11 protein-coding genes are annotated in these 12,768 nt (G+C 37.0%); 1 reads left to right on the top strand and 10 read right to left on the bottom strand.

Annotated elements, in window-relative coordinates; all coding sequences use genetic code 11:
• The first annotated feature begins 33 nt into the window (after positions 1–33).
• Complete coding sequence (locus tag CSV69_RS14595; RefSeq protein WP_099693783.1) at positions 34–894, top strand: DMT family transporter; 861 nt, start codon at positions 34–36, stop codon at positions 892–894.
• A 325-nt stretch (positions 895–1,219) separates the two neighbouring features.
• Here CSV69_RS14595 and CSV69_RS14590 read toward each other — a convergent pair whose 3' ends face one another.
• From CSV69_RS14590 to CSV69_RS14545, 10 genes are all read right to left on the bottom strand, one after another.
• Positions 1,220–4,141 (bottom strand): Ig-like domain-containing domain, encoded by a 2,922-nt coding sequence (locus CSV69_RS14590; protein ID WP_099693782.1) that lies wholly within the window; start codon positions 4,139–4,141, stop codon positions 1,220–1,222.
• 145 nt (positions 4,142–4,286) lie between these two features.
• Positions 4,287–4,871 (bottom strand): transposase, encoded by a 585-nt coding sequence (locus tag CSV69_RS14585; RefSeq protein WP_099693781.1) that lies wholly within the window; start codon positions 4,869–4,871, stop codon positions 4,287–4,289.
• A gap of 1 nt (position 4,872) precedes the next feature.
• Positions 4,873–6,387 carry a YifB family Mg chelatase-like AAA ATPase gene (locus tag CSV69_RS14580; RefSeq protein ID WP_233192405.1) on the bottom strand — a complete coding sequence of 505 codons (1,515 nt, stop codon included), beginning with the start codon at positions 6,385–6,387 and terminating at the stop codon, positions 4,873–4,875.
• Between the two features lie 669 nt (positions 6,388–7,056).
• Positions 7,057–7,404, bottom strand: coding sequence for a cupin domain-containing protein (locus CSV69_RS14575; protein ID WP_099693779.1), 348 nt, complete (start codon positions 7,402–7,404; stop codon positions 7,057–7,059).
• A 74-nt stretch (positions 7,405–7,478) separates the two neighbouring features.
• Positions 7,479–8,759: a TRAP transporter large permease gene (locus CSV69_RS14570; protein WP_099693778.1), complete on the bottom strand. Its 1,281-nt coding sequence runs from the start codon at positions 8,757–8,759 to the stop codon at positions 7,479–7,481.
• A complete protein-coding gene (locus CSV69_RS14565) occupies positions 8,747–9,214 on the bottom strand; it encodes a TRAP transporter small permease (RefSeq protein WP_099693777.1) in 468 nt (155 codons plus the stop codon). Before CSV69_RS14565 ends, CSV69_RS14570 begins: the two co-directional genes overlap by 13 nt.
• A 39-nt stretch (positions 9,215–9,253) precedes the next feature.
• Positions 9,254–10,255 (bottom strand): TRAP transporter substrate-binding protein, encoded by a 1,002-nt coding sequence (locus CSV69_RS14560; RefSeq protein WP_099693776.1) that lies wholly within the window; start codon positions 10,253–10,255, stop codon positions 9,254–9,256.
• An 11-nt stretch (positions 10,256–10,266) separates the two neighbouring features.
• On the bottom strand, positions 10,267–11,064 hold the full coding sequence (locus tag CSV69_RS14555; protein ID WP_099693775.1) for a carbon-nitrogen family hydrolase: 798 nt from the start codon (positions 11,062–11,064) through the stop codon (positions 10,267–10,269).
• Between the two features lie 6 nt (positions 11,065–11,070).
• On the bottom strand, positions 11,071–11,754 hold the full coding sequence (locus CSV69_RS14550) for a DUF2848 family protein (protein ID WP_099693774.1): 684 nt from the start codon (positions 11,752–11,754) through the stop codon (positions 11,071–11,073).
• Between the two features lie 41 nt (positions 11,755–11,795).
• Entirely contained in the window at positions 11,796–12,464 is a 669-nt protein-coding gene (locus tag CSV69_RS14545) for a GntR family transcriptional regulator (protein WP_233192404.1), read from the bottom strand.
• Between the last annotated feature and the right edge of the window lie 304 nt (positions 12,465–12,768).

The following is a 12,768-nucleotide window of genomic DNA, read 5'->3' as shown; positions in this document are numbered from 1 at the left end:
TCATACCGAACACAAAAAGATTGGATGACAGCTATGACAAACCGCAACAAAGGAATTTTATTATTACTAGTATCAGCATTTGTCTTTTCTATTATGACGTTATTCGTCAAATTATCAGGAGACGTACCTACGTTACAAAAGACCATTTTCCGAAATGGCGTATCGATGGTAATTTCCTTCTACTTCGTTCTGCATTTCAAAGAACGCTTTTTCGAAAAACGCGAAAATCAACCACTTTTGCTTTTACGATCAGCTCTCGGCATGATTGGCATCATCTTACTGTTTTACGCAATCGATCATCTCGTTATAGCAGATGCCGACATGCTCAACAAAATGAGTCCTTTCTTCACGATCATTTTCGCAGCAATCTTTTTAAAGGAATATGTCAAACCGTATCAAATCTATAGCATTGTAGTAGCTTTCCTAGGCACTCTGTTCATCATAAAGCCTTCATTCTCGCTTGATATTGTTCCATATGCAGCTGGGATCTTATCAGCTGTTTTTGCAGGAGCTGCTTATACGGCGCTACGAGCACTTGGCAATCGAGAACAGTTTTACACAGTGGTGTTTTATTTCTCAGGATTCACCACAGTAGTGCTCTTGCCATTTGTCATTTATGGATACGAACCGATGACGATACAGCAGACATTGTTCTTACTTCTTGGTGGCGTCTTCGCAACGATTGGGCAATTCGGCATCACACTTGCTTATAAATTCGCACCTGCAAAAGAGATTTCCGTCTTCAACTATTTCACGGTGGTGTTTACGGCTTTACTTGGTTTAGCGTTTCTCGGACAAGTACCTGATCGCTATAGCGTACTTGGTTATATCATCATTTTTGGTGCATCGCTCTTTATGTTTTTGAAGAATAAAGTAGAACCTAAAGACGCGTAACTAAAAAAAATTCATAGTCATGATGATTTGGAATTCCTCTTAATTGTGCTTTTAGGGGGTGTTTGTTGAGTTGCTTTGTAGAGTCATCTGATTGATTAGCAACAAGTACGTGCTTTTTAATTCTGATCTGCCCTATCTACGCAGATAGCTTTTAACATGATTTCAGATATACTGCTCAACACTCAATATCTCTCATACTTCATAATAAATGTTTGTGGACGAACAAAAGTACCCTATAAGAGGAACTTTCACAAAGTGTCCATTTTATAGGGTACAGTTCACTGGTACCGCCTAATAGTGAAATCACATAACACATAGCTACAATTTACTTATTGAACGTATGGAATATAGAATCCCTCATAGTTTGATAATATTTCAGGTACTCCTTTGCATCATCCATATTATCATATGGCATGTCTTTAGCTATCCTCATGTAATATGCTGTTTTATAATCATCAAAAATCATTTGATAGTATACATGATTTTCATATTTATATGCTTCACTACTTGGAATGTTTTCAATTGTTGTAATCAGAACTTTATCTTTCATTATGGTTTCATCTTTGTAATAGATTGTGAGCTTTTTTTCTTTACCCTCTTCTATTATGATTTTATCTCTTAACTGGTTTGGGATGATAAATGAAGCACCTAGCGCATTGCTTTTATATAGTTCCCCATTTTTCGTAGAATACTTTTGACTACTTGTGGAGTAATCAGGATCGCTATGCCATTGTTCAGAAATCCGAGCACCTGAGTTCATCTTTTCATCTACAAATGAAACTTGGTCTCTCCTCACAAGCTTCTCTTGGGCAGCTACCAATTGTAACGTGCGGTATGTCCAACCTACGTATTCTTGATTATCGTATTGCTCGTATTGGAGAAGTTCTTTCCCAATATATTTTAACTTTCCACTATAGGCAATACCATCGTATACTAAATCATCTTGTTCAACTGACAGTTTGATTAATCGGTTTCCTTTTATAGTGTATAATCCTGCAATACTTGTATTTGAAGAGGAATTCTCAGAAAGTGCTAAAATGTCTTGGCCTTCCTTTTTTGCACTACTAACCTTATAAATTTTATCCATAGTTTTATTATAAATATATTCTTCTTGCTTAGGTTCCTGCCATCTAGCTATACCTGTGCTAACTGGTTGCAGTGCAAAACGATAATCTCCTTCGTACATTTGATCACCTTTTGTTCCGCCTGCCCAGCTGTCCTGTTGAATATATTGTTTTTCTTTTACCGGTATAACAAACACTTTATATCTCAATCCGGTATCGTCTGATAGGGTTGTCGTATATCGTGCCTTTTCTAGATCTTTCTTTTCTGCTACAGCTCCTAGAAACTCTATAACAATAGGCACTCTTATTTCAATCGGTTTACTTGATTCTGACTGATGTCTAATAGTAAGTATCGTCCGATCACCATGCTTAGCTTTAGGATTAGCAATTATTTGTCCAAGTACATTGGTAGTAGCAATTGAACTATCAGCAATGGCTAACTGGATATTGTCATTAGGCAATTTCAAACGATCCACAAAATCACCTTTCACACCACTGAGCTCAAGAGATTTCTTCTGACCTGGTTGTAATAGTATAGTTGAAGTAGCATAATCCAATGCATAATATGAACAATTATGGAGTCCTACCAAGGGATATTTATACAAATCCTGTGTTACTTCAAAATAGACCCAATCATTAAGTCTCCCCTGACCATATGCCCTAGCAAAAAATCCGTGATCTAATTTATAACAACTATCCTGCCAATTGATTTGTCCATTTCCGCGCACATTGATATTCCCACTAATAGTAGCTGAATATCCGCCCTCTGCACCTAATGTCGCTAGTTTGAATCGCACTACTTCAGGATGAACTTCTAGTAACAAAGTTAAACTCGCATTCATTTGCCCTTCCAGAAGATTAAAAGAAGAAGAAAAACTTTCACGGGAATGATTAAAAAATTCGCGTTTCCCATTTACTTTTGTAATCCCCATATTGTAAAGAGTAGAAGAATTTAACGCGAAATTCGTCTCTATTTTTCCGGAAGCATTAAAAAGCAGTGACAATTCTATAGTTGCGCCTACAACTCCATATGCCTTAATCGGAATCTTAATTGGCATTTTAAGAGGTTTCTTACTAGATGACTTGTCATCACCCTCTTTTTTGAATCCAAGCGACATAGGTGCACTTAGCTTCAACTCCGAATCTAATCCGCCAATAAATTCAGCATGATTTATCATTTTGTTGGTGCTATCAAACTTCAAAGAGGGTCTAGTGAGTTTCGTAGTTCCACTTAATGTAACAGGTTTTTCATTTTTACCTCTTGGATACATTTCTATATTTCCAAATGTTATAATCGGATTACCATTATTAAAATCTACGGTGAGTTTCTCCTCCGGTTCATCTTTTTTAGAATAAGTAATTCTCTTACCATTATTTGATACGTCTACATCTGTATAATCAAAAACTTCTCTGTCAACTATAATATCTTGTGCTTCAATCTTGAATTCATTTGATATATCGATATCCCCGATCACTTCTTCAAATAGCGGTTCTTCAGTAAATACACTCACTGAATCAATTCCTACTTTAATTTCCACTACTTTTTTTGCCAATCCCGTTGGATATTCTTCTGAAGGCGGGAGAATAAAGATGTCTCCTTTCTTTAATCCAATAATTTCTGTAGGTGTTCCTCCAAATACTATTACGTTCGTATCTATCGAAATGACATCATCCGCTGTTTCAAAGCGCAGTTCCTTCACACCATTTTCGAAAATAACTGTATTTGGACTATCTGCTCTTGGAATGAACTCAGGTCTTAATGACGGAGACGATCCTGTTGTAAAATCAAGCTTCACACTTTCTTTCAACATCTGTTCTTTAGCTGAATAAATCGCCTCATCTACATACAATGTATAGGTTTCATTAGCCCTATAACCTGCAAGTGGTGCTGGCAACTTAACTTTCTTACTCTTATCAATAAGCGACGGTACTGTATCCACGATGTTATTGTTGGCATCTTTCACGTAAATATTTTCAGGTGTAATAGCAGATAACTCAGGGACTTGATTAAATGTAATAGTCCATTCTTTATCTAGTGTTACACCCGTCACTGGTGTTAATGCTTTCCACTTTTCAGTCACAGCCTCCGCAGTCAATGTATTGAACATTGGACTCATAACTAAAAGAAATGTCAGTACAGCTATAAAAAATGACTTCATAAAGATATTCATTCTCTTTTTCAATTCCCAATCCCCTATCGCCTAAATTAGTATATTTTATGATACTTTATAATCATACTTGAATTAGGGTAGGTAAGCCATATCATAATAGAATTATTAGTTAATTTATGCGTGAATCCATGAATTGTTTGGGGACCTGGTACCTTCTTTAAATATACTGCTCAATACTTAATATCTCTTCCACTTCCATTAAACAATAATCAACATACGCTTCTATAGTTTTCTCAAATGGTGGTGGCAAATAGCTTGGAAGTTGCTCTATGTCTATATAAGGTTGAGGCATTTTATTAGCTGAATGATAATATGGAAATGTACTAAATGGGTAATCAGACAAGCATTTCACCATGGGTATTTTTGTTTCGATTGGATTTCGGTGTATGTATCGGCTAACCGCCAGCATAGCTTGAGGCGTATCTACTTCTTTAGAAAAATAACGACCTTGATAGATTTGTCCGACATGCCGGTAACGCTTTGCATAATAATCACTATATTTACGGTTAATATGCCGCATGATTTTAGATAATTCGTCCTCTGAACGGATTAATAAATGATAATGATTCGTCATGATACAGAAAGCAACGAGCGTAAACCGATATTCAATATGTGCATGGCCGATACAGCGCATCAGATGCAACATATCTTCTTCAGTGGCGAATATATTCTGCCGGTTATTGCCTCTTATGATCACATGATAATACGCATGAGGTTGCCAATTTCGCTTACGTCTCGCCATACTACTCCCCTCCCGTTACTTGTAAGCCTGTAGGTAATCGTTTCCATTCTATCGCTTCTTCTAATGCAGCGGATGATATTTCATGACTTCCTTGCAAGTCTGCTATGGTCCTAGCAATACGAATTAATTTAACTTGTGTGCGATTGCTCCACTTATGCTTAAAACAAACATCACCGATTGTATGAAGTTGTGTTTCTGTCAAACCCGCTGTACGTTCGAGTTGTTGGAATGAAACAGTACCATTCAAAAACTTACCACCATATCGGATCTGCTGTAATTCTCTCGCACTTTGTATTCTTTTGCGAATATCTAACGAGCTCTCCGAAGTAGTCTGTTCTTTCAAACCACTACTCTGCAAAGACAACACAAAATCCAATCTATCCAGTATCGGTCCTGATACTTTCAATTGATAAGTAGTAACCTGTTTAGCACTACAGGTGCAATAACGCTCATGTGACCCGTAATAGCCACATGGACACGGATTGGTTGCTGCGATTAACGTAAATGAGGCAGGATAGCTCACAGTCTGTTTCACTCGACTAATCGTTACTTCTCCCGACTCCATCGGTTGCCGTAACATATCAAGTGTCTTTCTCGAGAACTCCCCCAACTCGTCAAGAAATAACAACCCACGATGCGCTAAGGAAATCTCGCCAGGTTTCGGATACGTACCACCACCAATCAATGAAATAGCAGAAGCTGAATGATGCGGTTGCCGATATGGAGGCCGTAACGACATACCTTGATTTTCACGAGCCAGATGGTAAAGACTATACACTTCTAGTGCTTCTTCTTGTCCCAAGTCAGACATGATAGACGAAAACGCACCTGCTAACATACTCTTTCCGCAACCTGGTGGACCAATCAATAAAGTATGATGTCCACCGGCTGCTGCAATCTCCAATGCTCGCTTTGCTTGATGCTGCCCACGGATGGACGAAAAATCTGTTTCATGTTGCTCATGGCGGGCAGACTCTCCCGTAATCATAGGTGTTAAAAACCCCTCAAATAGTAGTGTCGATTGACCTCTAAGATGCGCAATCAACGCTTCGACAGTTGGTAAAGGAATTAACTCTACACCTTTTGCATAACTAAGATACGACACATCTACTGCTGGCAAATAGATTCGTTTAAAACCAAGCGTCAGCGCTTGTTGGATCGCAGGTAACAGACCATGAAATGGCACTAATTCACCATGTAGTGATAATGACGTAATCACACATATGGAATCATCAAGTAACAACGGTTGATCCGTTAGCTCCTGATAAGCAGCCAGCAACATCGCTCCATCAAAACCTGTCCCGCTTTTTCGTATATCCGCAGGCGATAAATGAATGGTGATTTTCTTCATAGACAAATCAAAATCCAAATGATGCAAACAACTCAAGATCCGCTCTTTAGATTCTTTAATACTGGCATCAGGTAAACCAATAATGACACATTGCTCTTTATCAACTCGGATATCGGCTTCTACACGAATCCGTTCACCTTTCAACCCTTGTAAACCTATACTCATCACCGTAGACGCCATATCTTCACCTTCTCTTCTAGTTATAATTGTCTTGAGTATAGCGAAGAAGGCTCATCACGGTCAAAAGAGCAAAATTGAATTTCAGATATAACGAAAGTGCGTAGGTATAGCGTTTTGCAAAATAAAAATTGGATTTTGGTACCGATTCATGAGGAAAAATTGAATTCTTGGGGTATTTATATTTGATACTACTATCACGATCCAAGCAAGAACAAACACAAAAAATGCTCTAATCATTTTCATGATTAGAACATTTTTGAACCTTTTGAATGAATTGTGTGGGAATTGTTTGGGGACCTGGTACCGTCTTTTTAAGGAAGAAATGAATTCTTGAGGTATTTTCATTTGATATTTTTTTGCAAATGATGTGGCGGAAGTAGAGAATAAATGAAAAAGACTTCTGCCTAAATTCTCAGCTAGAAGATCATCCATTTCGTATATTATTTAGTTGTCAGAATAGTGTATGTGTATAAATTGTGTGATATACAGTTACGCGATTTAAGAGCGTATGCGTATTATGTATTTGGTATCTTCTTTTAAAAAGTCAACTGACCGATTTCCCGATCAGTTGACTCCTCTCTTTGTACATCGCATGTTTATCAGAATAGTTTCCGAATCGTGTGATTTACAGTGTAATTGATTAAATACATGCAATTACTCTTTAAAATAACGAACTTCAAACATTGTACAACCATGTGTAGATTTCCAAGGACCATGTTCCATTCCAGGTGGACGAGATGCGACCATGCCCTTCGTAAATTCTTTATTTAGTGTCAAATCAATCACTGAACCGTCAACAATATAAAGCTCTTCCCAATAATCATGCGTTTGAACACCGTTTAACGATGTATCTGTTCCAGGCTCGAATTCAAGAATACGAACAAGACTTTCCATTTTAGCGTCTTGAGAAATAACTCTTTGCAATAAACCTTTTACAGGACCTTCTATTCTCTCTGCCTCAATACTTTGATAATCAATGAATTCTACTTCTGGTCTTGACATATCATACGTCCCCCACTCTAATTGTTATTTACCTTATTCTTCTTGTAGATAACCCCAACATATTCAATAATTTCTTAACTACCATTAAATAAATTTACTGGGAACAAAATCAATTCCGGAAGATAAGTAATGATTGTAAGAATCGCAATTAGTATAAGAATCTGTGGGATAAGATACTTGAACATACTAGGTACGCTGATTTTACCTATAGAGGCCGTTACAAATAAGCAGACTCCAAGCGGTGGCGTTACCATTCCGATTGTTAAGTTCACTGCAAGAATAATCCCAAAATGTATTGGATCAATTCCAGCTGCTAATACAAGTGGCAGGAACAGCGGTGCAAAAATAGAAACCGCACTAATTGTATCAATAAATGTTCCTGCAATTAGCAGAATGACGTTAATGATTAAGAGCAGTAAAATTGGATTATCCGAAATTCCGCCCATCAAATTAATCATTTGATCTGGAATGCTATTATAAGACAGGAACCATACAAATAAAGCAGCATTTCCTATTAAGAATATTATTATCGCAGTTGTTTTTGCTGTATTAAGTAAAATTCTCCACAAGGCTTTCAATTCCAATTCCTTATAAACAAACTTCCCAATGATAAGTGCATATAATACAGCGACTACGCCCGATTCTGTTGCCGTAAATATACCTGACACGATACCACCAATAATAATAAATGGCATAATCAAAGCCAAGACAGCATCCTTTGCACCTATAAGAACTTCTTTTAAGCTAGCTCTTTCAGCTCTAGAACGGTAGTTTTTCTTTTTACCAACGTAATAACTATAAATCATTAAACCAGCGCCCATTAACACCCCTGGGAGTACCCCCGCAACGAATAAATCACCAATTGAAACACTTGCGATTACTCCGTATAAAATAAGAACGATACTCGGCGGTATAATTGGCCCGATTGTTGCTGATGTCGCAACTAGACTTGTGGAGAATCGAATGTCATATCCTTCTTTATTCATCGCTGGTATCATCATCCCACCGATTGCTGCAGCTGCGGCAATTGCAGTTCCCGTAAGTGCTGAGAAAAACATACTTGCCAGGACAACCACTAACGCTAGACCACCTGGTAGGTGACCAACAAGCGTTTGAGAGAATTTAACAAGTCTTTTAGATATTCCACCTTGGGTCATTAATTCACCCGCTAATATAAAGAGTGGGATAGCTACAAGTGTAAAACTGTCAATTCCATTAAACATTCTTCTTGGTATATTTATCAAAAGACTTGGATCCACTAGCATAATTCCAAGAAATGCAACAAAACTTAAACCAAAAGCTATGGGAACTCTAAATATTATTAATACAAATAAAAGAACTATTAACCAAGCCATTTGAACACCCTCTTAACATGGTAGTACAACATAAACAAGCTACTAATTGGTAGTGCCATGTACACGTACCCTTTCTTGATAGGTAAGAAGCCTATAATTTGACCTGATTTCAAATTATCTAAAACAAGTGTTAAGCCAAAATAAATGAATACAATTATCATAATCAGAACTACAATGTACGAAAACACATTTAAAAACTTCTGTACTTTTTCTTTTGCACTCTCGAATATATCTACCGTTAAATGCTCAGAATCTTTGAAGGCAAGTGCCGCTCCAAAAAGAACACTGTATACGAAGCTAATCATAACAACTTCTTGGGACCAACTTAACGGTTGCTTTAATACAAATCTGAAAAACACTTGTACAAGTGTTAAGCTGACTGTAATTGAGAGACAGAATGTAATAATGAACTCTAAAAACTTCTCGATTAACAGATCTATCCTTTTTAGAAGCATAGGCTCACCTCCCCCTACTGTAAGTGGTTTTGAAATAACTTATTTAGCTTGAATTTCTTCAATCAAATCTGCTGGAACTTGATTCTTTAATGAATTCTTAACCTCTTTTGTTGCTTCTTTAAATGCGTCACGGTCCGGTTCAGTAAAGGTTACACCTTCACCTTTCAACTCAGAAATAATTTCCTCGTCTTTTTCAGTTAAATAATCTCTTTGGTAAGTAGCAGCTTCGGCTTCAGCCTCTTCTATCCATCCCTTTTGCTCATCGCTTAACTTATCCCACGCCCTGTTACTCATAACTACAACAGCTGGTGAATATGTATGACTTGTTAAAGAAATGTATTTTTGTACCTCATAAAACCTCATCGAATAAATAGATGATAGTGGATTTTCCTGCCCATCAACCAATCCCTGATCTAATGCTGAATATAATTCAGTGAACGACACAGGGGTAGCGCTTGCACCAAGTGCTTTCATATGTGTTTCCCAAACTACTGCCGGTTGCACGCGAATTTTCATACCTTTAAGATCTGCAGGTATTTTGATTTCTTTATCGTTATTCGTTAGATGTCTGAATCCAATTTCCCAAAATCCAAGACCTTTCATACCCTTCTCATCGATTAGTCCAAGAAGTTTATCTCCAGTCTCTCCGTCCAACTCACTATATACATGCTCACGATCTTCAAATAAATAAGGGATACCAAACACGTTCATTTCAGGTACAGTGTTCGCTAGTGAACTATCTGCTGAAACGACAGCCATATCAATTGACCCATCCATAACTTGTTCAATTGCTTCACTTTCATCTCCCAGTGTTGAGTTTCCGTGAATATCTATTTTTATCTCGCCGCCCGATTTTTCCTCAACTAAGTCAGCAAATTCTTTTGCACCAATTTGATACTGATGACTCTCAGAGCCAGTGTGAGCCAACTTCATAGTAACCGAATCTGATTTTTCAGATGATGATTCCTTCGAATCAGAACACCCTACTAAAAGGGCAGAGATTGCAAACGTGGATAATAGTACTGTCCTTAATTTTCTCATCATTTTCCTCCTTAAAGTCCCTGTTTATATAATGCTGGTACACGACTTGTGAAAATCGGAACCCTTTTTCTAACATCCAAAGTCTCTTTTACATCAATCGTAATGGATACTGACTCCTCTTCTGTAGAAGACCCTTCTATTAATGTCTCTCCCCAAGGATTGACAACCATTGAGGTACCGCCAAAGGTATCATTTTTATACGTCCCAACATTATTGCAAGAGACAACGAACATCTGGTTCTCAATCGCCCGTGTGACTTGAATGTTTTTCCAATGGTGAATGCGAGCGATTGGCCATTCTGCAACTATGAATAACACTTCTGCACCTTCTAGTGCAAGGGGACGAATAATCTCAGCAAACCTTAAATCAAAACAAATAATAAGCCCCATTTTAACACCATCAAGTTCAAACACTTCTGGCGCTTTTTTTCCACCAGCTAAATATGTGGGTTCATTCAACATAGGCACCAAATGTACCTTATCGTATTGATAGACGACTTCTCCCCTACGATTAGTAACGACTGCTGTATTATAGATTTCTCCCCCAACATTATTTGCGAATGAACCGCCAATAATGTTGATATTGTGAGTAGCAGATAACTCCTGAAGAAATGGAACAATCGTTTTACCATCTAGATCTGCACAGAGATGAATTTCTTCCAACGTATAAGAGGTGGTCCACATTTCCGGTAGAACAATTACATCTGGTTTAGTAAGCTTAGTTTCCCTTTGAATCCAATTCTTAACCTTTTGCATATTTTCTTCCGGTTTTCCTGGAAGTATCTCCATTTGATAAACTGATATTTTCATTTACAATCACTCCATATCTAATCGATTAATGATATATTCTGCATCAATTTTACTGTTTCTTACTTCATCTATGAATGACATTTTAAATGCTGTCCCATATTTAAATCCATCCAAAAGAGGTACCGTTCCAGAGAATACTACGCAGTTTTTCATTGAAACCCTTTTCTTCTTTAGGAATCCTTTGATTTCATCTAACGGAATAATTTCATTAATATTAGCTCGTTGATAATCCTGCCATTCCCCATCCATTAGTACTTGTGATGTAAGAATCAAGTCATCCCAATGATTGATAACCTCATCCAACTTCCAAGCCTTTCTACCAATTGGCTTATCACAAATTTGTTTTGATTTATTGATATCAACTGTTTCTAACGAACGGTCAGTATGGTCACTTCCAATTGTTATAAATACCTCTTCTTCGGAATTCCCGAATACCAATACAATCTCTGCCTCACCGCTAGATCCATTGCCTAATACTTGCATTTCACCCGTTTGATTCAAACTATTTCTGCGTACCGGATATAGTGCTGGAATTTCTTCTGGACGTGGAATACCTATTGCTTCAAGTTCTATAATATGCTCCATTGTTTTCTCTAAGTTTCGACCCGCGTATCCAATACAATATACATTCTCAATTTTCACCTGTACTTCAGTTTCATTAATAGTTAAAGGTAATAATAAATTATTCATAATATCCTCCTTTTATATGATAGCGCTCTCATTTCAATCATTCATTTTCTTTCAACGATAACAATTGAATCACTTGTCCTTAATAAGTGGTCTTCCATACATTTTTGAACCAATATCATGTCTTTATTTTCTAGTGCGTCAATTATTTGTAAATGCTCCTCTATTACTTCCTCCATTCTTCCATCCTTTGCCAGAGCCTTATGACCAACTAAGCGAGACAAGTTATATATATTCAATAAAATATCTTCTAAAAGATATTGTTCTGAATAATTAACAATTTTACGATGAAACTCTTGATCCATCTCAATAAATTTAATTCTATTATTATCTAGTAATGTCTCTTTCTGCATATCAATGATTTCTCTTAAATAACTAACCTGGCTAGGGGTTACTTGTGGAAGTAACTTTTTTAAGCCTTCTCTTTCTATTGAAAGCCTTAAATATAGAATTTGTTCTTTCTCACTTTGGGTAACATCTCGAACTCTCAATCCCTTCCGTGGAACAGATATCAATAGCCCTTCATTTAATAAATCACTGACAGCCTCTCTTACCGGTGTCCGAGAAGTATTTAGGGACTCGGCTAACATTGTCTCAGTTATCATTTCATCACGACTAATATCCCCATTGAAAACCGCATTTTTAATCTGTTCATAGACAATTTCTTTAGTTGTCTTAACCTTTTCAATAGGGTTAATTCTTATTTTCTTCACAGTAATGCAACTCCTCTGTGTAATGTATACACTACACAGTATACATTAATTGATTAAATTCAAATTGTCAATCTATTTTAAGCATTTGGAGTAAAAAGTATATAGCGCCCCGTATTTATATCGTTGCAAAAGAGAAGGTCCAGTTATCCGACCTTCCACATATGACACTTATAAATGTAAGCGTCAAAAAATGAACACGTTGTTTCATATAAAAGAAAATGCCCCAAAGAATCGATTAAAGATTCTTCGGGGCATTTTCTATTTCTTTGACTGGATATAACAATTCTTTGGTAAGGTCTTCGAC

Origin of the sequence: Sporosarcina sp. P26b, from assembly GCF_002743245.1 — a bacterium.
Taxonomy (GTDB): Bacteria; Bacillota; Bacilli; order Bacillales_A; family Planococcaceae; genus Sporosarcina; species Sporosarcina ureae_C.
Note: the sequence above shows the minus strand (reverse complement) of the source record. Positions and strands in the feature narration are given on the sequence as shown.